The 23,686-nt window shown below is 48.0% G+C and carries 19 protein-coding genes, 1 tRNA gene and 1 pseudogene; 11 read left to right on the top strand and 10 right to left on the bottom strand.

Annotation, left to right across the window (positions count from 1 at the left end; all coding sequences use genetic code 11):
- Positions 1-146 precede the first annotated feature (146 nt).
- Both XMD564_RS08865 and XMD564_RS08860 read right to left on the bottom strand, forming a co-directional pair.
- A complete protein-coding gene (locus XMD564_RS08865) occupies positions 147-485 on the bottom strand; it encodes a HopJ type III effector protein (protein ID WP_371731435.1) in 339 nt (112 codons plus the stop codon).
- Positions 486-502: 17 nt separating this feature from the next.
- Positions 503-1,165 carry an aminoglycoside phosphotransferase family protein gene (locus XMD564_RS08860; protein ID WP_173495598.1) on the bottom strand — a complete coding sequence of 221 codons (663 nt, stop codon included), beginning with the start codon at positions 1,163-1,165 and terminating at the stop codon, positions 503-505.
- A gap of 188 nt (positions 1,166-1,353) precedes the next feature.
- Between XMD564_RS08860 and thiB the strand changes: the two genes are divergently transcribed.
- The 3 genes from thiB to XMD564_RS08845 are packed head-to-tail and all read left to right on the top strand — an operon-like array spanning position 1,354 to position 4,545.
- Positions 1,354-2,355, top strand: coding sequence for a thiamine ABC transporter substrate binding subunit (gene thiB, locus XMD564_RS08855; protein ID WP_173483770.1), 1,002 nt, complete (start codon positions 1,354-1,356; stop codon positions 2,353-2,355).
- Positions 2,356-2,378: 23 nt separating this feature from the next.
- Positions 2,379-3,941, top strand: coding sequence for an ABC transporter permease subunit (locus XMD564_RS08850; protein WP_173508178.1), 1,563 nt, complete (start codon positions 2,379-2,381; stop codon positions 3,939-3,941).
- The gene (locus tag XMD564_RS08845; protein ID WP_173508177.1) at positions 3,931-4,545 is read left to right on the top strand and encodes an ATP-binding cassette domain-containing protein; all 615 of its coding nucleotides are present in this window, start codon (positions 3,931-3,933) and stop codon (positions 4,543-4,545) included. Before XMD564_RS08850 ends, XMD564_RS08845 begins: the two co-directional genes overlap by 11 nt.
- 416 nt (positions 4,546-4,961) lie before the next feature.
- Here XMD564_RS08845 and XMD564_RS08840 read toward each other — a convergent pair whose 3' ends face one another.
- Together XMD564_RS08840 and XMD564_RS08835 are read right to left on the bottom strand one after the other, a co-directional pair.
- Entirely contained in the window at positions 4,962-5,945 is a 984-nt protein-coding gene (locus XMD564_RS08840; RefSeq protein WP_173480987.1) for a quinone oxidoreductase, read from the bottom strand.
- Positions 5,946-5,955: 10 nt separating this feature from the next.
- The gene (locus XMD564_RS08835; protein ID WP_173495600.1) at positions 5,956-6,750 is read right to left on the bottom strand and encodes a DUF4198 domain-containing protein; all 795 of its coding nucleotides are present in this window, start codon (positions 6,748-6,750) and stop codon (positions 5,956-5,958) included.
- A gap of 24 nt (positions 6,751-6,774) precedes the next feature.
- Here XMD564_RS08835 and XMD564_RS08830 point away from each other — a divergent pair, with 24 nt between their 5' ends.
- Positions 6,775-7,905, top strand: a complete 1,131-nt coding sequence (locus XMD564_RS08830; RefSeq protein ID WP_173508176.1) for a HupE/UreJ family protein — start codon at positions 6,775-6,777, stop codon at positions 7,903-7,905.
- Between the two features lie 254 nt (positions 7,906-8,159).
- Here the strand turns inward: XMD564_RS08830 and XMD564_RS08825 are convergent, their stop codons facing one another.
- Positions 8,160-9,290, bottom strand: coding sequence for an aminotransferase class V-fold PLP-dependent enzyme (locus tag XMD564_RS08825; RefSeq protein WP_173480990.1), 1,131 nt, complete (start codon positions 9,288-9,290; stop codon positions 8,160-8,162).
- 159 nt (positions 9,291-9,449) lie between these two features.
- Here XMD564_RS08825 and XMD564_RS08820 point away from each other — a divergent pair, with 159 nt between their 5' ends.
- A complete protein-coding gene (locus XMD564_RS08820; RefSeq protein WP_173508175.1) occupies positions 9,450-10,337 on the top strand; it encodes a DMT family transporter in 888 nt (295 codons plus the stop codon).
- Positions 10,338-10,401: 64 nt separating this feature from the next.
- Positions 10,402-11,994 (top strand): ATP-binding protein, encoded by a 1,593-nt coding sequence (locus tag XMD564_RS08815; protein WP_173508174.1) that lies wholly within the window; start codon positions 10,402-10,404, stop codon positions 11,992-11,994.
- Between the two features lie 323 nt (positions 11,995-12,317).
- Here the strand turns inward: XMD564_RS08815 and XMD564_RS08810 are convergent, their stop codons facing one another.
- From XMD564_RS08810 to XMD564_RS08800, 3 genes are all read right to left on the bottom strand, one after another.
- The gene (locus XMD564_RS08810) at positions 12,318-13,145 is read right to left on the bottom strand and encodes a phosphate/phosphite/phosphonate ABC transporter substrate-binding protein (protein WP_173508173.1); all 828 of its coding nucleotides are present in this window, start codon (positions 13,143-13,145) and stop codon (positions 12,318-12,320) included.
- 12 nt (positions 13,146-13,157) lie between these two features.
- The gene (locus XMD564_RS08805) at positions 13,158-14,996 is read right to left on the bottom strand and encodes an ATP-binding protein (RefSeq protein WP_173508172.1); all 1,839 of its coding nucleotides are present in this window, start codon (positions 14,994-14,996) and stop codon (positions 13,158-13,160) included.
- Between the two features lie 185 nt (positions 14,997-15,181).
- Positions 15,182-16,159, bottom strand: coding sequence for a calcium/sodium antiporter (locus XMD564_RS08800; RefSeq protein ID WP_173480998.1), 978 nt, complete (start codon positions 16,157-16,159; stop codon positions 15,182-15,184).
- 303 nt (positions 16,160-16,462) lie between these two features.
- On the opposite strand from XMD564_RS08800, the gene XMD564_RS08795 reads away from it, so the two are divergent.
- Positions 16,463-16,550: transfer RNA gene (locus tag XMD564_RS08795), tRNA-Ser, on the top strand.
- A gap of 326 nt (positions 16,551-16,876) precedes the next feature.
- Here the strand turns inward: XMD564_RS08795 and XMD564_RS08790 are convergent.
- Positions 16,877-19,882 carry an ATP-binding protein gene (locus tag XMD564_RS08790; RefSeq protein WP_173508171.1) on the bottom strand — a complete coding sequence of 1,002 codons (3,006 nt, stop codon included), beginning with the start codon at positions 19,880-19,882 and terminating at the stop codon, positions 16,877-16,879.
- 202 nt (positions 19,883-20,084) lie between these two features.
- Positions 20,085-20,798, bottom strand: coding sequence for a YebC/PmpR family DNA-binding transcriptional regulator (locus XMD564_RS08785; protein WP_173483994.1), 714 nt, complete (start codon positions 20,796-20,798; stop codon positions 20,085-20,087).
- 115 nt (positions 20,799-20,913) lie between these two features.
- Between XMD564_RS08785 and XMD564_RS08780 the strand changes: the two genes are divergently transcribed.
- From XMD564_RS08780 to XMD564_RS11325, 4 genes and pseudogenes are all read left to right on the top strand, one after another.
- Positions 20,914-21,165: a Trp family transcriptional regulator gene (locus tag XMD564_RS08780; RefSeq protein ID WP_173508170.1), complete on the top strand. Its 252-nt coding sequence runs from the start codon at positions 20,914-20,916 to the stop codon at positions 21,163-21,165.
- On the top strand, positions 21,162-22,556 hold the full coding sequence (locus tag XMD564_RS08775) for an anthranilate synthase component I family protein (RefSeq protein WP_173508169.1): 1,395 nt from the start codon (positions 21,162-21,164) through the stop codon (positions 22,554-22,556). The genes XMD564_RS08780 and XMD564_RS08775 overlap by 4 nt, the downstream gene beginning before the upstream one ends.
- Positions 22,557-22,570: 14 nt before the next feature.
- Positions 22,571-23,230, top strand: coding sequence for an aminodeoxychorismate/anthranilate synthase component II (locus tag XMD564_RS08770; RefSeq protein WP_173508224.1), 660 nt, complete (start codon positions 22,571-22,573; stop codon positions 23,228-23,230).
- A 224-nt stretch (positions 23,231-23,454) separates the two neighbouring features.
- Positions 23,455-23,686, top strand: a pseudogene (locus tag XMD564_RS11325) (hypothetical protein); the annotation flags it as partial.

Here is a 23,686-nt window from a genome sequence, read left to right as displayed (position 1 = left end):
CCTTATCGAAGATGAGGCGAACAGGTGTCAAGCTTAGCAAGAAACCTTGAAGGAGAGCATCGCGGCCTTTTCAAGACCGCTCCAACAGGAACAGCCATGTTTCGACGCAACCTGTTGGAGCCTTATCGAAGATGAGGCGAATTAGCCTACTTAGCCGTCAACACACCTTCAGGTAACTGAACGCCAGCCCAACCCGAATTCATGAAATTACGAATATTGCCGTGATCGGTTCCTTCAGGATTACCCAACACATCATCGCGGTAGTATGTACCAAAACAGGCCAGCGTCTCTGATTCAGAAAGATTATTCAGCTTAGCAAAGCTCAAAATCTTAGCCGAGCCCTGGTTTTGCTCTGCTGAGTTTTCTAGATCACCGTTTACAAAAGCAGAAGGTTTATGGTCAAACGATGCATCAATAACCGCCATCACCTCAGCGAACTCTACGCTCTCAGGTGCCTGTTTAATCTGTTCCAATAATTCATTCATGTTCATTCTAATTACCCTTAACCTGTAACCTGTGATTTATAATGTGACCAGAGCATCTCAAGCTGATCGACCACCTGAATTGATTGGGCCAGCCAGTGGGTTAACGCCTGCTCGTCAAAAGCGTTCAACAGAGGCAACTGCATCAACTCACTTGCGGTAAAGCCTAGATCTCGAATTAACACCGCGTAATCCAACCATGCGATTCCAACGCCTGCGTACTCCCAATCAATAATGGTGGCGTCGCCATTCTGCCAGCAAATATTACCCGGGTGAAGATCATGGTGAACTAACACCCTAGGCATGTTAGGAAGGGAGAGTAGTTGCTGCTCAGTCTCATCAGTTAACTGTTGATGTCCTGAATCACGCAACTCGTCTCGATACTGCTGAAATAGCGCAGCATAATCTAACATGGGCAGTTCAGTAAGGCTCTGCATCTCAGCAAAAGCATTCAATAGAACCGTTTTTTGAGCCGATGAGAGCACGCCTGAGCACTCTCCTGCGTGATGCATAATCAACACACCCTGCTGAGGCTCGTTGATCATTAACTTAGGGGACCATTGAAAATGAGCGATGGCATCAAGAATGTTTCGCTCACGAAACGGGTCCACCCCTGGGAGGGTCTCTTTGTCAGGTTCTGCCCTAACAACAAACCGCTCCCCTTTTTCCTCAAGTAGATACATCCTATGACGCGTAGCAGACGTATCAAGAGGTGCTATCTGACTGTTCAAAGGAATTTTGTCTGAAATTAATTGCGACAAACTTCCCGAAACCGCCCTAGATGCAATGACAGCCTCTAGCTCACTTAGTATCATTCAACGCCTAACTTAATAATGGATGTTTAAGTTTTTTAAATTACAGGAGTTTCTTGATGGATTCAGCAACCACACTCAAATTATCTGTTGCCGGTGCAATGTTAACTGCTTCTTTTGCGGCAGTCGCTTCCGATAAGCCCGAACTTAACGTGTACACCTACGACAGCTTCGTCTCTGAGTGGGGTCCAGGCCCTCAGCTCAAAACAGCCTTTGAAGCACAATGTGGTTGTACTCTTAATTTCGTCGCAGCAGAGGATGGTGTCAGCATTCTGAATCGCGCACGTGTCGAGAAATCCAACACCCAAGCCGATGTACTGCTTGGCCTTGATAACGGTTTGATGACAGAAGCTACGCAACTGGGTCTGGTTCAATCTCACAGCGTCGACACCTCAAAGATCACCAGCGACTTAAACTGGAACAATAATCAGTTTGTACCCTTTGACTACGGCTATTTTGCATTCATTTATGACGCGCAAAAGATCCAAGCGCCAGCAACAAGCTTTGCTGAACTCTTAGCTTCAGACGCCTCAGTTATCTACCAAGACCCACGTACGTCAACGCCAGGCCAGGGGTTAATGACCTGGGTTAATAAGGCGTACGGCGAGGAAGCGGCGACCGCATGGGCTGATCTAGCTAAGCAGACCGTTACCGTCACCAAAGGTTGGTGGGAAGCTTACAGTCTGTTCCTAGAGGGCGGTTCTGACTACGTTTTGAGTTACACCACATCGCCTGCATACCACGTTGTTGCTGAAGGTAAGGATCAGTACAAGGCCGCAGAGTTTACAGACGGACATGTAGCACAGGTTGAAGTGGCCGCGATCAGCGCATACAGCGATCAAACTGAATTAGCGAACCAGTTCCTTGAGTTTCTAATCTCAAACGAAGCGCAGCAGATCCTACCAGTGACCAACTGGATGCTACCGGTTATTGATAATGTAGAGCTACCAGAGGCATTTGAGCAGTTGGTAACCCCACAGCAGATCAAACTTGGCAGTGACGAATTGGCCGAAAACCGTGCTCGCTGGATTCGTGAGTGGCGTACCGCTGTTTCACAATAAAGCGATCGCGTGAACCACTCCTGATGTTACTAGGCCGCACTTTCACCCCACTGATGAGTGCGGTTGCTTATCTGGGCACCCTCTCTCTGACGGTGCTCGCCTTTTGGGGGTTGATCGGATTCGAAGAGACCCGATTCACCCCCGAACTGTTACAAGACACATACCTACAAAACATTTTAAGTTTTACTCTCTACCAAGCCCTGTTAAGTGCCTTGGGCTCTCTTCTTCTGGCAATACCCATCGCAAGAGCCCTGCATCGTTTGCGACCCGCTGGTAGAGATCAGTTTCTAAGACTCTCACTGTTGGCGTTCGTGATGCCATCACTCATATTGATTACCGGCATCGTCAACCTGCTAGGACCGCAATCGCCTTTTACAGATCTGTTAAAAGAGTGGAAACTCTTTGGCCTCAATGGAATCTTAATTGCCCATATCTATCTGAACTTTCCGCTAGCCGTTCGTATTATCTATCAAGGCTACAGCTCTATCCCTTTAAACCGAGAGCAATTAGCCGACCAGCTTAAATTCAGTTTTTGGCAACGCCTTCGACACATTGAGTGGCCTGCAATCAAGAGCCAGGTCGCAACACTGGCGGGCTTAATCTTTATTCTCTGCTTTAACAGTTTTGCGATCGTATTAACGCTCGGCGGTGGACCTAAAGCCACCACCTTAGAACTGGCCATCTACCAAGCCCTCAAATACGACTTCAACCTCAACGAGGCGCTAACCCTTGCCTGGTTACAGTTTGCGATAGCCGGTCTTATCTATCTTGCCCTGATCTTTGCCAGTAGAGTGAACTGGCTCGGTTCCACTCGAGAGCAGCCTGCTTATCGATTAGAGCAAGGGATAAAAGTGCCTATTCAATTAGCTTTCTACCTGCTGGGATGGGTCTATCTATTAGGGCCGCTAATTGCACTGTTCATGACACTCAATCAAGAGGCACTAATTAACTACCCCTACGCTGCTATGTTGAAAGCAATGGGCGTCTCACTGCTCATCGCATTAAGCGCATCACTGTTGGCACTTCTCACCGCCATAGCACTGCTGACACCCATCAGAAAAGCAGCCCAACAAGTTAAGCCGATACAAGAGACGCTATTCAGTTGGTTAGCCAATCAGTCACTGGTCGCTCCAGCCATGGTGTTATCGACCGGTAGTTACATATGGCTGATCAGCCGTGGGTTACTCGAGACTTACGCCACACTGATGCTAATACTGCTTAACGCCTTTGTTCTGCTACCCTTTTTGCTCAGCCAGCTACGCCCAAGATTCATTCAATTTGATTCGCAATATGCAAAACTAGTAGGCAATTTAAAACTCACACCAATGGATAGAGTGCGCATCATCTACCCGTTTATTCGACGCTCACTACTAGCCGCTTTCTCTTTGGGACTTCTGTTGGCCTTAGGTGATGTCTCCATTTTTGCTATATTTGGCAGTTATGAATCACCGACCCTCCCCTGGCTGATCTACACCTTTGCTGGTACCTATCGCATGTCAGAGGCCGCTATTACATCGGTAATTCTGTTGGGACTTTGCTACCTGCTATTAATTCTACTGGAGCGCACTGTTCACCATGAGCAATAACCTTGGCCTGCAGATCAACAACCTCATAGTCAGCTACCCCGATTGGGAGTACTGTTACGACTTGAATGTCCCTGACCAATCCAGAGTCGCTCTCCTTGGCCAAAGCGGCATTGGTAAAACAACCCTGCTGTTGGCTATCGCCGGCTTTGCACCCATCAAGTCAGGTGAAATGCGTTTCAATGATCAGGTCATTACTGATCAGCCTCCAGAAGAGCGTCCAGTCGCGATGCTGTTTCAGGAGGATAATCTCTTTGAACACTTAACCATCCAGCAGAACTTGAAATTGGGATTGGACAAGCGTCAAAACCCGGACAAACGCATCCAAGAGGCGATGCAAGAACTGAATCTGCTCGATCATCTCAATAAGATGCCTAATCAGCTCTCTGGTGGGCAACGCCAGCGTATAGGCATCATCAGAACCCTACTGCGTCCTGAACCGATTATTGTCCTGGATGAGCCTCTAACAGGCTTAGACAGCGAGACTAAGGAGAAGGTTTTAGACTGGATCGATAGACAATTAACCGAACAACAGAAGATGTTGATTATGGTGACCCATCAACGCAGCGAAGCAGAGCGTTTGGGGTGTGAAATAAAGAGTGTGTGACTAGCACCAAATAATGTTGGAGCGGTCTTAACAAGGCCGCGATTACCTTCCTAGAGGTGTCTGGCTTTAGCCTGACACCTATTTCGCCTCATCTTCGATAAGGCTCCAACAGGTCGCGTCGCATTGTGGCTGCTCCTGTTGGAGCGGTCTTGAAAAGGCCGCGATTACCTTCCTAGAGGTGCCTGGCTTTAGCCTGACACCTATTTCGCCTCATCTTCGATAAGGCTCCAACAAGTCGCACCGAACTATGGCTGCTCCTGTTGGAGCGGTCTTAAAAAGGCCGCGATTACCTTCCTAGAGGTGTCTGGCTTTAGCCTGACACCTATTTCGCGTCTCCAACATTGCAAACCTGTAATAGCTGAAAGAGCGGATGACAGGCTAAAAGCCAGTCACCCACCCAATATTCAAGCTCAGCTTTAAGGCAACAACACCGTTGAGCCAGTCGTTTGACGCGACTCCAAATCGATGTGAGCTTGTGCCGCATCAGCCAAGGGATAACGCTGATTGACTTCAATCTTCACCTGCCCTGATTCAACGCGCGCGATCAGATCTTTGGCCATACTCTCCAACATAGGACGATCATGAACATAGGTCATCAGTGTCGGGCGAGTCACTTTAAGGGACCCTTTTGCCGCCAACATGCCAATCTCAAACGCAGGGACTGCACCGGTTGCGTTACCAAACGAGACCATCGTGCCACGCGGTGCTAAACAGTCGAGTGACTGCATAAAGGTATCTTTACCAATAGAGTCGTAGACCGCTTGAACCCCTTTACCGTCCGTCAGCTCACGAGTACGAGCAACAAAGTCCTCTTCGGTGTAGATGATCGTCTCATCACACCCAAAGCTCTTAGCCAAATCCGCTTTAGCCTGATTGCCGACCGTACCTATAACACGCGCACCTAATGCCTTAAGCCACTGCACAGCAATCAAACCGACACCGCCTGCTGCAGCATGAAGCAAGATGGTATCACCCGCCTGCACCTTGTAGCTGTCATTCAGTAGGTACTGAACGGTTAGACCTTGCAGCATCATAGCAGCACCCTGCTCGAAGCTGATGCTCTCTGGTAGTTGAATCAACGTATCCTGCGGCATCACGCGCTTTTGACTGTAGGCCCCAAGAGGTTGTCCCGCGTAAGCCACTCGATCACCCACGCTGACATAGGTCACACCTGAGCCGATTGCCTCAACCACACCGCTACCTTCCATGCCAATCTTGCCTGGCATCTCTTGCGGGTAGAGACCGGTACGGAAGTAGACATCAATGTAGTTAAGGCCTACCGCTTCATGACGAACCAACACATCAAACTCACCCAGTTCAGGAAGTTCGACATCAACCAACTTCATCTCTTCTGGACCGCCATTCTGCTCAATTCGAATCGCTTTAACTGTCTCGCTCATTATTAATCCTTTATTTTTGACACTGGTAAGTCAAAGAGGCCCAATCACTGACCCAATCCTTACCCTTAGCTCTTGGTTCAGATCCGTAATCAATACGAACGGCATTGATTAAAAATGGACCCTCTTGTGCAGTAAATCTTACTTTACCATTCCGGTTAGTACGGTACTGTTCTGTCCCGCGTTTACCTTTAATAAACCGTCTTACTAGGGCTCCCTCAAGCGGTTTACCCTGCCATAACAGCTGGAATGTTGGGGCGGTGGAACACTGAGTGAAGGATGCAACTGGAATCAGCTCCAAACGGTGACCCAAAGGTTCGGTTAGCCAATCAGTCTCTTCGCTGTTTTCAACGGAAAAGAGTGTTTTAGCATGGCGATAGTAGGTCTCTGTTACACCCTCTCTGGATTTACCCTGCGCCTGATACCAATCGAGCACCCACTCAAGGCCTTCGCCGTTGATATAATCGACAAACTTCTTCTCGCTATCAAAGGTTAGATCATAAGCCTTAGACTCAAGCGCCACCCAGCGAAAACCCATTTCGGGCATTTTAGAGGTGTAAGCCGGCTTATCTCCGGTGATGGCATCAACATTTCGAACACCAGACAGATCTCGTTCAATAAACTGCTCAGTCTCATGTTCTAGGTAGGGATAGGCGTACCCTTTGAAGTTTTGCCCAATCCGGATATCCGCTTTTATCGTAGCTTCCGGACGTACCTGATACTGGCTAGGCTCTAACCATTGCTCATGAGCACTTGCGAACGATGAACTAATCGCTACTATCAGTGCTAATGGTTTAACTATTTTCACATCCAGCTCCGTTAAGGAAATTTAATGACTCTACGTGCTCATCTCTATTTTGGCCTTCTTGGCACTCTACTATTATTAGTCAGCACGTTAAGCCGAGCCCATGAAATTACTCCAACCATCATTGAGATGGAAGTATTACCCGACAATAGTTTGGAAATGCGCATTGATACCAACTTAGAGGCTCTGATGAGCGAAATCGGGACTGAACATGCGGATACTGATAACGCCCCCACCGCTGATCAGTATAATCAATTAAGAGCACTGTCCACCGATGAGCTTTCAACTAAAGCAGATCCCTTCGTTGTTAAGCTGTTTAATCAGATCACACTCGCCTCAACTGATGGGCCCGTGACTAAATCACTTCTTAGCACTGATCTAGCCGTTATCGATCAACCCGATATTGATCTGGCCCGCCAATCTTTAGTCACCTACCGTTTTACGGTCGATTTAGCCTCGTCAGAGATCACCTTCAGCTGGCCAGAGGCCTATAGCGATGCCGTCGTCCGGTTAAGTGAACAGGGTGAAATCAAAGGGGCATCTTGGGTAGCCGCAGGCACTCAATCGGAAGCGATCAATTTAAGTCGTCTTGAGTTGAAGCGCCAAGGGCTTTTGGATTACGTAAAGCGGGGCTTTGAACACATATTACCCTTAGGCCTTGATCACATTCTGTTTGTGCTCGGCCTCTATCTATTGAGCCAACGTCTCAAGGATCTTCTATGGCAGGTCACCGCCTTCACAGCCGCGCATACATTGACTTTAGCACTGGCCATTTTAGGGCTTGTGAACATACCCCCATACATTGTGGAGCCTCTGATCGCCCTGTCGATTGTCTATGTCGCTATTGAAAACCTATTTAAAGATCGAGTCTCTAAATCCCGAATTGGGCTGGTCTTTGGCTTTGGATTGTTACACGGACTAGGATTTGCAGGTGTGCTACGCGAAATCGGCTTACAGTCGGATAGTTTCGTAGAGAGCTTAATCGCCTTCAATATTGGCGTGGAGCTCGGGCAACTCGCAACACTTGTGATTGCGCATCTGCTGGTTGGATACTGGTTCTCATCCAAAGCTTTTTGGAATCGCTGGGTACGCATACCGTTAAGTTTGGGGATTTCGCTACTTGGAGCGATTTGGTTTGTTGAGCGGGTGTTTTATTAAAACTGATCGCTTCGCCCTGTTGGAGCCTTATCGAAGATGAGGCGATTAGGTGTCAGGCTGAAGCCAGACACCGCGAAGAAGAGCATCGCGGCCTTGGTAAGACCGCTCCAACATGACGACCCCAATCGTAGGAGCTAGCACCAAGTGCGAAGCGACCTGTTGGAGCCTTATCGAAGATGAGGCGATTAGGTGTCAGGCTGAAGCCAGACACCTGTAAGAAGAGCATCGCGGCCTATTCTAGACCGCTCCAACACTCAAAGACCCGCCTTATCCAGCGCCTCTTTCAAGTAATCCAACGTACGATCAACGTTCATTAACTTATCGATACCGAACAGACCGATACGGAAGGTACAGAAGCCTTCCGGCTCATCACACATGAGTGGCACGCCCGCTGCGATTTGGAAACCTGCTTGTGCAAAGCGAGAGCCATTTTGAATATCGCTGTCGGTCGTGTGGTTAACGATGACACCAGGCGCTCCAAAGCCGTCAGCCGCTAAGCTCTTAATGCCACGTGATGCCAGTAGTTCTCGAGCCTCTTTACCTAAGCGTGCTTGAGCCGCTTTCAGTTCCGCAAAGCCAAATTTCTCAGCCTCGGCCATTACATCACGTAGCTGACGCAAACCATCGGTAGGCATAGTGGCATGGTAGGCGTGGCCACCGTTTTCGTAAGCTTCCATGATCTGAAGCCACTTTTTAAGGTCGCAAGCAAAGGAGTTACTAGTGGTATTCTCGATCGCATCACGAGCTCGTTGACTCATCATCACAAGGCCCGCACAAGGTGAACCACTCCACCCTTTCTGTGGCGCACTGCAGAGCACATCAACACCCAGAGCCTTCATATCAACCCAGATAGCACCTGAAGCTATACAGTCCAGAACAAACAGCGCACCCACTTCATGAGCCGCATCCGCAACCGCTTTAATGTACTCATCAGGCAGAATCATACCGGCCGAGGTTTCGACGTGTGGTGCAAAGACCACATCTGGACGCTCGTTACGAATGGCATCCACCGCCTCTTCAATTGGGTACGGCGAGAGTTGCGCTTGCGCATCGTCTGAATCAAAACGGGCTTTTAAAACCAACTCTTCACGAGGCAAGCCAGCCATCTCAAAAATTTGAGTCCAACGGTAACTAAACCAACCGTTGCGAATCACCATCGCTTTTTTGCCGTTAGCAAACTGTCGAGCCACCGCTTCCATACCAAAGGTACCGCTACCAGGAATGATCGCAACTGCATCGGCGTTGTAGACGGATTTTAACTGACCCGAAAGATCACGCATGACATGCTGAAAGGCATTCGACATGTGGTTTAGGGAACGGTCTGTGTAAACAACCGAGAATTCTAGCAATCCATCTGGATCAACGTTTGGCAGTAATCCTGACATAGTCTGTCCTTATCAATAATTATTGAGCACATAATGCGAAAGAACCGCTTTTGAATCAAGGCATAATCAGGCAAAGTCACAGGATGAAATACTAGGTGAACAACCATCGGTTCCCTTATGATGGCTAAGCTTGCAAATAAATAGAGATCAACCGATTAGATGCCTACTTCACAACTGCTCAATCTTTTCACACTGTCGCTGCTTTGGGGTGGCTCGTTTCTATTTATCGGTATTGCCGTGCATGAGATAGATCCCCTTCTACTGGTTTTTTTAAGGGTGATGATTGCAGCACTGGTGATGTTAAGCCTGCTGCCTCTTTTCAAAGTTCCGCTTCCTAAAGATGTTGATACCTGGAAGAAATTTTTTGTTATGGGGCTGCTCAATAACGTCATCCCCTTTACCTTCATCTTTTATGCACAAACTCTGATCAGTGTCTCATTGGCCTCCATCATCAACGCCATGACACCGATCTGCACCTTTATTGTGTTAGCCCTATTTAAAGAGGAGTTACTCAAACCCAATAAAGTCATTGGCAGTCTGTTGGGCGTATTGGGAGTCGCGCTGCTAAGCGGCCTAACCCAATTGGCTCTACACACCGATCCTTTGGGAGTTCTGCTAAGCTTTTTAGCGACCGTAAGTTATGGTTTTTCAGGATTATGGGCGAAACGACACCTCGCCGGACGCAACTCGATCCAGTCTGCGACATGCCAGCTTAGCGCCTCAAGCCTTATCATGATTCCAGTACTGATACTGACCTCAACCGAAATACCCGACACGCTACCCTCCTTCAGCGTAATCGCTTCAATATTGGCGCTGGCAGTGGCTTCAACATCCTTTGCGTACATTCTCTTCTTTGAGTTAATCAGTAAAGCAGGTGCCGCTAACGCCATGCTGGTCACCCTTCTGGTTCCTATTAGCGGCACTCTGCTAGGTATCAGTGTTCTCAATGAGACCATTACACTGATTCAAGTGACGGGAGGTTTGTTCATTGGTTTCGGACTGCTTGTTATAGATGGGCGTATATTCTCTCTACTACAAAAGAAGTAAAACAACTCAGGATCTATAGACTATAGTTAACGAATGAGAAACAGATGTTTATTGAGACAGCGCGTTGATTCGAAACTCCATTAAAACTAAGACGATCCTAGGGGTAGCTGCTATCGAGGCGGTCCTGCTGATCACACTGATCGTTATGATGCTCGGTTTTATTCGTGATACGAACTTCAACGAGATGGATAAGCGCGCAAACGCAACCGCAAAACTCTTTGCGATTACCGTTAAAGACGCTGTTTTAGCTTACGATCTAGCCTCTCTGAATGCGTTTGTCGATGAGGTAATGAAAAGTGACGACATTCTGTACGCGCGTGTTCTCGATCAACAGGGTCGCACCTTAACCCAATCCGACACCATCTCTCCGGGTGATGTAGACCTTAAAGCGTCAGAGGTTGACGACGGTATCTTTGATGCAAAAGCGGTCATTGAAATAGATGGCGATCAGTACGGCATAGTTGAGGTCGGGTTTAGTATCCATCCTATACTCAACACAATTGAAGAGGCTAAACGTTGGAGTTACGCCATTGCCGCTTTAGAGATGGTGTTAGTGGCAATCTTCTCTTTTGTCTTGGGACGCTATCTGATTAATAAGCTCTCCCTACTTCGTGATGCTGCAGAGACCATTAGCCAAGGCGAACTAAAGACTCAAATCGAGGTTAAAGGAAACGACGAAATCGATGTCGTGGCAACCGCTTTTAACCGAATGAGCTCCACCCTCAAAGCGACACGCGAACAGGAAAAGACCTTAGAGCAGCAGCTGCGTAATTTAAATGAAGAGTTAGAAAACAAAGTTGAACAGCGTACTCTAGCACTATCAGAAAAAAACCATCTGCTTGAATTAGCCAATCATGAAATCAAGGCCGCACAAGCCAAACTTATTGCTGCTGAAAAACAGGCCTCACTGGGAATTCTAGCGTCAGGCATTGCGCATGAGGTGAATAACCCGCTTTCGATTGTCCGTTCTAACATCGACACCCTGCGCGATTACATAGAGCAGTGTGTGAGCGCGATAGAGCAGATAAAAAAAGAGTCGATCAATCCTGAACAGCTCAATCCAATCTTAGAAAGAGCTGATTTTGATTACCTCTCATCAGATTATCCGTCACTGATAGATGAGTCCGAAGCGGCTATTTTGCGGGTAACACTGATCATCTCGCAACTTCGTAATCTGGAGTTAAACAGAGAGGAGTCAGAGTTAGAGTTGGTCAACCTACGAAGCCTAGTTGAACAAAGCGCTGATATAGCTGTACAGCTGTTACCTGATCGCTCTGAAGGCAATTGTCAGATACTGATTCAACTGCCCGACTCTCTATTTGTTCGAGCGAAGGCACGCTTAGCAATGGATGCTATATCAGGCGTCATCAGCAATGCGCTACAGGCTGTTCCGCCTGAAAAAGCGGCTCTGGTCAACATTCAATGTGAAAGAGAGGGATCAGATCTCAAACTGATGATCGAAGATAATGGCATGGGTATAGAGACCCAAGACATCAACAACATCTTTGATCCCTTCTTTACCACACGGGAGATTGGGGCTGGAACGGGCCTAGGGCTATTTAAAGTGCAAACCCTGATGAAAAGCATGGATGGTGATATTGAGCTGGTTAGAGCGAAACCGAGCGCGCTTTTCCAGCTCAGGTTTCGCTTGGATTAAGTTCGCGGCCTTCTTAAGACCGCTCCAACAGTTCGAAATCTTTTCTTAAGTTCGCGGCCTTTTTAAGACCGCTCCAACGGTTCGAAATCTTTTCTTAAGTTCGCGGCCTTTTCAAGACCGCTCCAACGGTTCGAAATCTTTTCTTAAGTTCGCGGCCTTCTTAAGACCGCTCCAACGGTTCGAAATCTTTTCTTAAGTTCGCGGCCTTTCTAAGACCGCTCCAACGGAGCGAAATCTTTTCTCAAGTTCGCGGCCTTCTTAAGACCGCTCCAACGGTTCGAGATCTTTTTATGTTGGAGCGGTCTTGAAAAGGCCGCGATCGCTCAATCCAACAAACTATCCAACAGCGTTAGCTTCAGCGCTCGTACATCATCCCAGTCACTGTCATTTGCTGCTCTAAGAGATTGAATACCCAAGCCTGATAACGCAGCTTTACCCTCTTCAGAATTACTCATATCAGCCAATGCCGCTGAAACTTTCTTGGCTATATCGGCATCAACTCTTGGGTGGTTAGCAAAGGCATGGGGGGTGTACTCTTCGGTTTTCCAAAGAACTTTTAATTGGCTCTTAATATCATCTTTGGAGTTATTAAACGTGCGTCCTATTCCGCCTCCAGCCAAGAAAAACTCACGGGACACACCCAAATAAACCGAGTCATGCGAACTGACATAACGGGGAGTGATATTAATACCCATTTTTGCCAACTCCCCACGTGGAACCAACGAAGCCGCAAAGGCTGCTGGCGAAGGGAAAGCGACCTCCTTACCCTCTAACTGGCTTAACTCAGTAATGGAGCTGTCGTTACGCGTTACAAGAAGACCCTGAATTCTCTTATCCGCTCGATGCGCAAGCGCAGTGTAACCCTTGTGTTCATTAAAGAAGGTGAAGTGGTAGGGGTTCATGTATGCAAAGTCATACACACCATCCATTAAACGCTGCTCAAAGGTAGGAATGTCGGTAGCGGTAGCAAACTGAAACTGCACGCCCGTTTTCTCTTCTAGATGCTTAAGAACAGGCCCCCAGACTTTAGCTAACTTGGTTGCTGACTGCTGAGGGACAACACCAAAGGTGAACGACTCTGCCCAAGCTTGACCACTAATCGCCGTCGCCAAAACACCAACTGACACAAAACGCTTTAATAATTTATTCATCACTCACTCCTCTTAACTAGTAACGATTTTGACAGATTGAGAGTGCAAAAACGCCTCAATGCTGTCGATTTTTAACGGTTTTGCCAACACAAGATCTGCACCCGCTTTTAATAGCTGATCTCGCTCTCCCCCAATGGTTGCCGCTGTTACACCGATAATGGGTGTATCAACATCCATAGACCTTAGGGTTTTAATCATCTCTGCCCCATCCATGACCGGCATCATCAGGTCTGACAGCATAAGATCAAAGGTTTGTAATTTAGCTTTTTGCAGACCCTCATCCCCGTTAGAAGCAGTCACAACCGATGCGCCTTTTGATTCCAGCATCTTTTTAGTTAACAGTTGGATTGTTAGGTTATCCTCAACGACCAAAACGGATAATCCCTCTAACGCTGAGTGTTCAACCTGAAGTAGCTCAGGTGTTGGCAAAGAACTCTTAGCCTCTTCAATCGCCAATGTGAGTCTAAAGGTAAAACGGCTTCCCTTTTTTGCGTCACTCTCTAACACCAACTCACCGCCCATGTTAGTCACCAACTCCTTACAGACACTGAGTCCAATACCGGTCCCCTCAGCCTGGCTATTACCCCGAGTGAAGCTCTCAAACACCCGAGCCTGAAGCTCAGGCATAATGCCCTTACCATCATCGGTAATGGAGACTTCAAGACGTGCAGAGCTTGGGTTAATACGTTGCAGATCGGCAGAGATAGACAAGGTTTTACACTGGCTGTGAATGATGGCGTTTCGCATTAGATTTGAGACGATTTGACGCAGCGCCTTCTCTGATGTTTTAACATGAGCCTCACTAAGCGCTATTTGATCGACTAAACGAATTCCGTGTGCATAGGCTTGCTGTCGATAGCTGGTAATAAGACCACTGAATAGCTCAGCCAAATCGACTGTATCGATGTTCATATCACGACCAGAACCCGCTCGTGCGACCAAACTCATATCATCAATAAGCGATAGAGTATGTTCAGCATTCGAGCGAATGCGATTGAGATTAATGGATTCTCTATTTTCTAACTCCATCATGATGATCGATATGGGCGTACGGATCTCATGACCTAAAATGGCAAACACATCGGCTTCACGCTGTTTAGATTCTTCCGATAATCTAAGTGCCTGCTGAAGTTCTTTGGTTTTACTTTCGACTTGCTGCGCTAAATTGTCCTGGCTTTGAGCCATAAGTGTATGAGCTTCAACTAACTCTTTGCGCATCGCTTCAAGCAGCTTAGCAAACTGCGAGATCTCATCATCGCCAATAATCTTCACCTTAGTATTTAGGTCACCCTTGGCAATCGATTCGACACTTTTAGAGAGCTCGCGTATGCGATAAGTCAGGTATCGACCAAGCAGGTATGAAAAGAAAGCTACCAACAGAAGCCCGCCAATCGCGATTTGAAAACCTAATACTTTGGCAAAATTGGAGTTATCGTCAACGATTGAGATGTCATAGGTAAATTCGACCCAGCCAAAGGATTGTTGATCGATAATAATAGGTATCTGAACTTCGTATATGGATTCAAGCCCACTAAGCTCCTTCTGTGTCTGGCTCGCCATGACTCGATCATTGGCTGCTATAACCGAAACGCCCAATACCGTTTCACGCTGCATGAATTGAGATATGGTCGATTCTACCTCGGCAATATCAAAACTGATGACCGCATTGGTGATGGACGAGGTAAAGAGCTCTGAGATGCCTCGTGCAGACTCTTCATAAAGCTCTTTATTCGTGTCATGCACAATGGTTGACTCTGTCAGAATCAAGAAAGAGAAGGCGCAGATCTCGATTAATGCCACACCAATGATGGTTTTAGCACCAATACTTAACTTAGACACAAACTTAAACATACTGCTCTCTACAAATTTTCGTTAGTAAATTTAGAGCAAGTATCGTGCCAACTTATTAGATGCTGGAGTGTGTATGTAAAGCTATCGCGGCCTTTTTAAGACCGCGATAGAAATTGTTGGAGCGGTCTAGCAAAGGCCGCGATGATAAGTGTAGTAATAGCCCAAAGGGCGAAGCGAATTAAGCGTTAAAACGAAGCAGACAGCGTATAGAAAAGGTAACCCGCATAACCTATATAGACGGCCACCAACAACCCACCCTCAACGCGATTAATGCGACGACGCCCCAACACTCCGTAACCTAGAACAAACAGGGACAGAGTTAACACGCCCATGATGGTCCAATCGCGGTAGAGAGCTGCAGCTTCAATACCCAAAGGCTGAATAGCTCCGGCTATACCCACAACGGCAAGAGTATTGAACAAGTTAGATCCAATGACATTACCCAAGGCTAAATCATGCTCGTTCTTCTTTACCGCAATGATTGACGAAGCCAGCTCAGGCAGCGAAGTGCCTATCGCGACAATGGTCAAGCCAATGATCAAATCACTGACACCCAAAGCCATCGCAATATCGACAGCGCCCCAAACCAACAGGCGTGAGCTACCGATCAGAATCACTAGGCCTAACACCAACCAGAAAAGCGCTCGACTTAACGGCAGGTAGTCGTCATCTTCAAACTCAGATTCAAAGTCCGCAGAGAGTGTGTCGTTTTTGGCTCTCATGCTAGAGTAGATCGACCAGCCCATGATCAGCGCAAAGACAAACAGCATCAGAAAAGCATCAAAACGAGTGATCTCTAAATCGTAGATCAACGCTCCCACAAGCAGGGTTGCAAGGGCTAATAGAGGAAGCTCCGTCTTCAGAATCTTGGACTTAACGCTGATAGGACTTAACAGCGCGGTGATCCCCAAAATTAACGCAATATTAGTGATGTTTGAGCCAAAGCCATTACCAATTGCTAAGCCAGGGTTACCTTGGGATGCGGCCAAAGCAGAGACCACCATCTCAGGTGCAGAGGTACCAAACCCAATAATGACCATACCGATCAATAAGGTTGGCATACCCAAATGTTTAGCGGTAGCAGCCGCCCCATCGACAAAGCGATCGGCACTCCAAACCAATAACACAAGACCCGCAACCACAGCCAAGATAGGCATCAACATCAATCAGTTCCTAATGAAAATATTAAATCTGAGTGTATTCTAAACGAAACCACCCACAGTAACAGCACAAGCCGCGATAAACCCTTGTGATTTAAACCATCTTTGCTAGAATCCGCGCTCGCGTTGAAGAGCACGCCTGAAGAGTGATGTGCCAATAAAAAGTTTAGGTCAGTTGTCCGAGTGGTCGACTAAAAACGCAAGGATAGCGTTTTTGAACGGACGAAGTCCGGCCCCAACGGGGTGTGCGTCAGGAGACGCGAATAACGAGCACGCCTGGAAAGTGTTGTGCCAAATTAAAGTTTAGGTTGAGTGTCCGAGTGGTCGAAGGAGCACGCCTGGAAAGTGTGTATACGGCAACGTATCGAGGGTTCGAATCCCTCCTCAACCGCCATCCAAAACAAAAAGCCTCGCACAAGCGGGGCTTTTTGCTTTGGGTTGTTTGGATAAGAACCCGACCAGAGGGTTCGACAAAAACGCAGGATAGCGTTTTTGAACAGCGAAGCTGGGCAGAGCCCGAGCGACAGGGATGTCGCGAGTTAATCCCTTTTCAATCATCGCTTCGCCCTTTGGGCTAGCTCCTACAGCCATATGCCAACTGCGACTTGTTGGAGCCTTATCGAAGATGAGGCGATTGGGATCATCGCGACCTTTTCAAGATCGCTCCAACAAAAGCGCAAGTACTATCGCGGCCTTTACAATACCGCTCCATGATAAGGACTAGCACATACTTTGTGTGGTTATTTCCATCTGCATTAGTGTTTCAACCAATGCTTCGGCTTTAAGTGGCTTGGAGAGCACCGCATCGGCACCCTCTTGCATAAACTGCTCTGTCTCTTTCCCAATAACCGCCGCCGTCACCGCCAAAATGGGTGTCGTTGCACCGATCGCACGGATCGAGCGGGTCAGTTCGTGGCCATCCATCTCGGGCATCATCAGGTCGGTCACTACCAGATCAAACTGCTCGGGATCAAAGGCATCCAAAGCCTCTCTGCCGTTTACACAGGCCGTGACAATCGCCCCCTTCTTCAAAAACATACGTTCGGTCAGCATACGCAGCGTGTTGTCATCTTCCGCAAAGAGCACGCGCATGCCCTCTAAGCTAATCGGTATCGGTTCTGGTGCGATCTCTTTCACCGCCTCAACCTCTTCACCCAGCGCGAAGTTGAGTGTAAAACAGGCGCCGCCCAATGGGCTCTGGCTATAACGAATCTGCCCACCAAGGCGCTCTGCCAACTGTTTAACGATGTAGAGTCCCAGCCCAGAGCCGTCCTGTGTGGTTTCACCACGAGAGAAGGCCTCAAACAGTTGCTCTACCTTTTCTGCGGGAATACCCTTGCCGTCATCCTCTACCCTCAGACGCGCCTTTGCGCTCCCTACAACATAGGAGATCTCAAACCCAACATCGATTCGCGACCCGCCAGAGTGAATAGCCGCATTTTTGACGAGATTTGTCACAATCTGGCGCAATGACTGCGCATGCAGAAGGTAAGTTGCTGATGAGCGCTCTACAGCTTCGGTAGAGAGCGACAGACCGCGCTCGGCAACGATAGCCTTGAGACTATTCAGCGCCCTGCGCACCAGCTTGGCAGGGTTCTCCGCTACAGATTTGGACTCAAGCGCGCGCTCCGGTGAGATCACCACACGCATATCCTCAAGCACGTTTAGCAGACTCTCTGAGATCTCCGCGATCTGCTGCGTACGCTCGCGATCAGTGATCTGCTCATCTTCGGTCAACATTTTTATGCTGGAGACTGGGGTGCGTAGCTCGTGGCCCACTATCGCAAATAGCTCTTTCTGCTTGGTGAGCGTTGACTGCAGCTCCGCCTGAGTCTGCATTAGGGTGTTGATATTGGCGTTAGCAAAATCGACACCGATAACCTCACCCTCCTCGTTGAATTGTGGCCAGAACTGCAGGCGATACCACTGCCCTCTAATCGGACCCGCTAGAGCTTGAACCACTCGCTCCACTAACTCACCGCTACTAACAACCTGATCTACAGACTCCTCCATGATCTTTACAAATGTCGGAGTCATAAAGTTGGCAAACTCATTGAATTCAATGGTTCCACCCGGCTCCAACGACCAACGTTTGGCGAAGGTGCGATTATAGGTTACTGCCTTCGTAGCCAGATCGAGACGCCAGAACAGTAGTGTTGCCTGCTCACATAAGCTCTCAAATTTTTCAATCTCAGCCTCTACAGCCTGATTGCTTTCGATCAATTGCGTCACGTCCAATGAGGTACCGATCAGCAACTTACGCCCATCAACTTCAACTAACTTACCGTAGACCTGAATCCAGATGGTTGCGCCGATATCATTACGGATGAGCGGATGGCGTGTTTGAAACACATACTCTGGATCAGCCATCGCAGACTCAATACATTTTTGCATATCGTCAGCTAACCAGCCGTGCCAATCTTCGGGTACTGCAGCAAATAGATCCTCAGCAGGATACCACTCACCAGCCTGCCAACCCTGCCCGTACCAACGAGCAAAGGTCTCATCGGGGCGAATCATCTGGCGTTCAAGATCAAACTCCCACTTGTAGCCGTAGCCAATCTCGCTCGCCAAGCGCTCGCGTTGGAGTTCAATCTGAGCCTCTTTTAGCAGCGCCTCGGTGCGATCCATGCCACGCAAACGGCAGGCCAGAACACCGCTGAGGACGACACCTTCGAACAGGTTTGCGTAGGAGATGATATGTTCAAATTCAGCCCCTACCCAACCGTTTAAGTTAGCAACGTAAACCAGTGAACAGCTTGCGTAGACACCCCAACCCAGCAAAACATATTTTGCCAGCGGATTTTTCTGCAGCAGCGCATTGATGACAAGGTATGTGAATACAAAGAAGACAATAGGCCCTGCCCAGTCGGCGTAAGACTTGATCAGAGCGGCCGGCTCTAAAATCAGATGCCCAGCTAGGATAGCGTAGCCCAGCATCAGTAAACGTTTCGTTGTTTTGGTCTGGTTATCCTTGAACAACAGCGATAAGAACAGATAAGCAAAGGCGTAGAGTGCCAAACCAGCGTAGGCCTCTAATTCAACGGAATTCGCACTAATACCCAGGAGTTCATAAAGGCGAAAATACGATACTGTCAGGGCCGCAGAACAGAACAGAAAAGCGCTGTAGGCAAAGTAGAGCAGCCCGCTATGCGCTACCGCGAGGATGAGGTTATAGAGCATCAGTACAACCAAGCCACCCAAGAGAAGTAATCCAACGGCTGACTCTTTATGATCGAGATAGACACTCTGACTAAGGTCATTCACTTGGTAGCCTAGATCGATCTTGAAGTTACTCTCAATTCTGTAAAGCAGCTCGGCCGAAGCGTAGCCGTCTAACTCTATCGGAAAGCTGGTTTTTAGAAGAGCGGAAGGGCGCGTCGCCAGTGGCACAGAAAAACCGTTGCTACGCAGTCGCATGCCAGACTCAGTCACCAGATACTCTTCGACAAGCGGCAGTCGCAGGGAGTCGAACTGAACCATCTGCGTTATTGGAGCGGATGAGTAGTTGATGACGCTCAGCTTAATCCAGTAGGTAGAGTCGCTAAACCCACGCGAGGTATCACTGCTCTTCTCAAACCATTGGGGGTTTGCGATTACCTCGTCGTAGGTTTTAGTCCCTGTAGGATCTTCAAACAGCCATATTTCATCATTAGCACTGGCATTTGAACTCCCAATAAGCATTAGAGAAATTAGCTGTAAAAATAGAGTGATAGCACGAAACATATAGAAACTCAGCTTTCATAAATCTTGTGTTTATAAAGCAAATATCGTGCCAATTTTGATCGCTTCGCCCTTCGGGCTAGCCCCTACCTCATGCGACTTGTTGGAGCCTTATCGAAGATGAGGCGATTGGGATCATCGCGACCTTTTCAAGATCGCTCCAACAAAAAAGGCTCCCTAGGGAGCCTTCATTCAACGTCACTCTTTACAGCTGAACGTTGTGGTAAACGTGCTGAACATCATCAAGATCTTCTAGCATGCCTAGGAACTTATCAAACAACACCTGATCTTCTTCGCTGATCTCTGTGTAGCTGTTAGGTACCCACTGGATCTCTTCTACTTCAAGATCCGTGATGCCCATCTCAGTTAGAGCCGTTTTAGCTTTAAAGTAGTCGGTAGGCGCAACAAAGGCAGTTAGCAACCCCTCTTCGTTCTCTAAATCGGTTACATCAACGTCGGCTTCCATCAGCGCTTCAAGTACAGCGTCTTCATCATCGTGTTTGAATACAAATACCGCAGCGTGTTCAAACATGTGCGCAACGGCACCTTGGTTACCGATCTTACACTTGGTCTTAGTAAAGGCTTGGCGAACATCACCAAAGGTACGGTTCGGGTTGTCAGTTAGACACTCAATGATCGCCATTGAGCCGCCTGGGCCGTAACCTTCATATCGAGCAGGTGCGAAGTCTTCACCGCCACCACCTTGCGCTTTATCGATCGCTTTATCGATAACGTGCGCAGGTACCTGATCTTTTTTAGCACGATCAAGCAAGCTACGCAGAGACAGGTTAGCATTGGGATCCGAACCACCGGATTTGGCACTCATGTAAATTTCACGGCTGTAACGACTGTAGACCTTAGCATTCTGGTCAGAAGTTTTAGCAATAGAGGCTTTTCGGTTTTGATACGCACGACCCATCGGGAAGTCACTCCAGTAGTTCAAAAAAGAGGCGACAGTTTAATCCCCTAGCGCCCTTCAGACAATCCTAAAAAGCGCTGTTCACAGGAAAAGCATTGTGCTATTGTACTAGTACATGAATACATCTAGCCATTTTGATCAACTCATTGCTCACCTCTTCTCTTGTCAAAGTGAAGAGGCACTTTCCATTGCGCTGCAGGAACTGTTAACACCCAGTGAAGTCACAGAGATCAGTAAACGATTACAGATCTTCCGACTTTTAGAGGATGGTGTTCCCCAACGTGAAATTGCGAAACAGCTAGGTGTAGGTATAGCGACCGTGACGCGCGGATCGCGTGCATTGAAAGCCAAAGAAGGTAACGAATGATTAACCGTAAACCGGCCAAAATTGAGCTTCCCCGTAAGCCTCAATACGTCAAAATGGCGGCCGACATCGATTTTTTCCAACTGTTTAAGAAGATCGAAAAGCGCTTTGATAACTGCGTGATGCTCGAATCTTTGGGTGAAGAGAGTTACATCTCACGCCACTCCATCATCGGTTTTGATCCTGAGCAAATTTTGTGGGCCGACGAAGGCTACCTTCATATCGAGGATCGCCAGGGCAACCACGAGTCTTACGCCAGTGAAAACCCATACTACCTTCTACGTGAGATCGTTCCGCAAAACATCATCTCGCGAAAATATGCGGGTGGTCTGACCGGTTATATCGGTTACGACTGTATGAACTACTTTGAACCCTCACTGAACCTACAACACAGCGAGATGTTCGATATCTTCCGTTTTGGCGTCTTTAAAGACGGTCTGATTCTCGACAAAATGACCGGTGAAGTTTTCTACTTCTACTACACCGATAGCCGCATTGAGCTGGTCGATGAGATTCTCGCTTCCGACTGCCCTGCCAATGGCCCGCTGAAGATCTACAACCTCGGCGATACCATGACCCAACAAGATCATGCTGATGCTGTGATGAAGGTTAAACAGGACATCATTGAGGGTAAGATTTTCCAGACGGAAGTGGGCTTTAAAAAGCGCTTCCGTCTAGAGGGTGACACTATCAACATTTACGAACAGTTACGTGAAGTGAACCCATCGCCGCAGATGTACTACGTTAAGTTTGGTGAGCAAAAGCTAATTGGTGCAAGCCCCGAACTGCTCTTCCGCTTACGTCAGGGTGAGATGGAGACCTTCCCACTGGCCGGCACAACCAAACGTGGCGCCAATGCCGTTGAAGATCAGCAGTTAGCACGCGCCCTTCTTAACGACCCTAAAGAGATTGCCGAGCACAATATGATCGTCGATCTACATCGAAACGACATCGGTCGAGTGGCACGCTTTGGTACCGTTAAAGTGCGTAACCTTATGGACATCAAACGATTCAGCCACGTTCAACACATCTCAAGTGAGATTGTCGGCATTATCTCTGACGAGCACGATATGTTCTCTGCTTTGGCCAGCAACTTCCCGGCCGGCACACTAACCGGCGCGCCAAAAATTGAGGCGATGACGATCATTGATGAGTTGGAGGCGGATGGCCGAGGCCCTTATGGAGGTGCAGTTGGTCACTTCTCCTTCAATGGTGATTGTACCTTTGCCATTCCGATTCGTACGGTCTTTGCCAACGGTGAACAGGCGTATGTGCAGACCTGTGGTGGTAATGTCTACGACTCCAATCCGGAAGATGAGTACGAAGAGATTCGTCGAAAGTTTGCCGGCACTAAAAAAGTACTGGATCAATTTATGGTGGAGGAACAGGCGTGACCGATACGACAACCATGAAGGTTTACATCATCGATAACTATGACTCCTTCACCTACAACCTCTACCAGTTTATTGGCGAGATTCTGGAAGCTGAGCAACTCGCAGGCAACTTGGATAATTTTGAGATCATTGTAAAACGCAACGATGAGGTCGATGTTGAGGCAGTATGCCAGGCCAATCCTGACAGAATCATTATCTCGCCCGGTCCTGGCTCACCGGATGACCCTAAATACTTTGGCGTCTGTGCTGATGTGATAACCAGCCTGGGTAAAGAGACACCGTTAATGGGTGTTTGTTTGGGGATGCAAGGCATCGTCCACTGTTTTGGTGGTAAGGTGGTGAAAGCCCCACTGCCGATGCACGGCAAGATCAGTCCGATCACCCACAACGCCGAGGGTGTATTCAAAAACATCCCCGATCAACTTGAAGTGATGCGCTACCACTCTTTAATTGCAGAGTCGGAATCGATTCCAGACTGTTTAGAGGTCACTGCAGCTGTCGGTGAGCTACAGCAGAACGACCTGACCAACATCGATCGAATCCGCCAAGGCGGTGCTTTTGAGATTATGGGTGTGAAGCACAAAGAGTATCCAATCCATGGCATTCAATTCCACCCAGAGTCCTTTGCGACCGAAGGCGGTAAAGAGCTGATTCGCAACTTTTTGTTTGTTTAAGCCCACATTGTCGAGGGAGCTTTGTTGGAGCCTTATCCTAGATGAGGCGAAGCTCTTCGTAGGAGCCTTATCGAAGATGAGGCGATAAAATCGCGGCCTTTTCAAGACCGCTCCAACGCTCCAAAAAAAAAGGGGTCTAATGGGATGGTCCGTCCCGCTTCTTAAACGGCATCACAATGTGCCAGGATATTAGTTACCACACTTTTATCCAAAGGAGACGGACCATGACGCAGACTATATCAAACGCAGAAGTGCATACCCTAGCAATTGATTTGGCGAAAACGAGTTTTCATATACATGCGGCTGATCGATCAGGGGTGAAGATACATTCAAAGCCGGTAAATCGATCGAAGCTTATTCAATACGTATCGAACTTACAGCCTTGCACAGTAGTTATGGAAGCTTGTGGTGGAGCAAATCATTTTGCTCGGAAGTTCACAGCTATGGGGCATACGG

It is taken from the genome of Marinobacterium sp. xm-d-564 (genome assembly GCF_013283345.1).
Classification (GTDB): domain Bacteria; phylum Pseudomonadota; class Gammaproteobacteria; order Pseudomonadales; family Balneatricaceae; genus Marinobacterium_E.
Note: the sequence above shows the minus strand (reverse complement) of the source record. Positions and strands in the feature narration are given on the sequence as shown.

What these genes read in the sequence shown, in the direction of transcription:
- XMD564_RS08830 (WP_173508176.1), top strand. Translation starts at nt 6,775, where the DNA reads ATGACTCTACGTGCTCATCTCTATTTTGGCCTTCTTGGCACTCTACTA.
- XMD564_RS08800 (WP_173480998.1), bottom strand. Translation starts at nt 16,159, where the DNA reads ATGTTGATGCCTATCTTGGCTGTGGTTGCGGGTCTTGTGTTATTGGTT.
- XMD564_RS08785 (WP_173483994.1), bottom strand. Translation starts at nt 20,798, where the DNA reads ATGGGTCGTGCGTATCAAAACCGAAAAGCCTCTATTGCTAAAACTTCT.
- XMD564_RS08825 (WP_173480990.1), bottom strand. Translation starts at nt 9,290, where the DNA reads ATGTCAGGATTACTGCCAAACGTTGATCCAGATGGATTGCTAGAATTC.
- XMD564_RS08845 (WP_173508177.1), top strand. Translation starts at nt 3,931, where the DNA reads ATGAGCAATAACCTTGGCCTGCAGATCAACAACCTCATAGTCAGCTAC.
- XMD564_RS08790 (WP_173508171.1), bottom strand. Translation starts at nt 19,882, where the DNA reads ATGTTTCGTGCTATCACTCTATTTTTACAGCTAATTTCTCTAATGCTT.
- thiB (WP_173483770.1), top strand. Translation starts at nt 1,354, where the DNA reads ATGGATTCAGCAACCACACTCAAATTATCTGTTGCCGGTGCAATGTTA.
- XMD564_RS08770 (WP_173508224.1), top strand. Translation starts at nt 22,571, where the DNA reads ATGAAGGTTTACATCATCGATAACTATGACTCCTTCACCTACAACCTC.
- XMD564_RS08850 (WP_173508178.1), top strand. Translation starts at nt 2,379, where the DNA reads ATGTTACTAGGCCGCACTTTCACCCCACTGATGAGTGCGGTTGCTTAT.
- XMD564_RS08860 (WP_173495598.1), bottom strand. Translation starts at nt 1,165, where the DNA reads ATGTATCTACTTGAGGAAAAAGGGGAGCGGTTTGTTGTTAGGGCAGAA.
- XMD564_RS08805 (WP_173508172.1), bottom strand. Translation starts at nt 14,996, where the DNA reads ATGTTTAAGTTTGTGTCTAAGTTAAGTATTGGTGCTAAAACCATCATT.
- XMD564_RS08840 (WP_173480987.1), bottom strand. Translation starts at nt 5,945, where the DNA reads ATGAGCGAGACAGTTAAAGCGATTCGAATTGAGCAGAATGGCGGTCCA.
- XMD564_RS08810 (WP_173508173.1), bottom strand. Translation starts at nt 13,145, where the DNA reads ATGAATAAATTATTAAAGCGTTTTGTGTCAGTTGGTGTTTTGGCGACG.
- XMD564_RS08865 (WP_371731435.1), bottom strand. Translation starts at nt 485, where the DNA reads ATGAATGAATTATTGGAACAGATTAAACAGGCACCTGAGAGCGTAGAG.
- XMD564_RS08780 (WP_173508170.1), top strand. Translation starts at nt 20,914, where the DNA reads ATGAATACATCTAGCCATTTTGATCAACTCATTGCTCACCTCTTCTCT.
- XMD564_RS08820 (WP_173508175.1), top strand. Translation starts at nt 9,450, where the DNA reads ATGCCTACTTCACAACTGCTCAATCTTTTCACACTGTCGCTGCTTTGG.
- XMD564_RS08775 (WP_173508169.1), top strand. Translation starts at nt 21,162, where the DNA reads ATGATTAACCGTAAACCGGCCAAAATTGAGCTTCCCCGTAAGCCTCAA.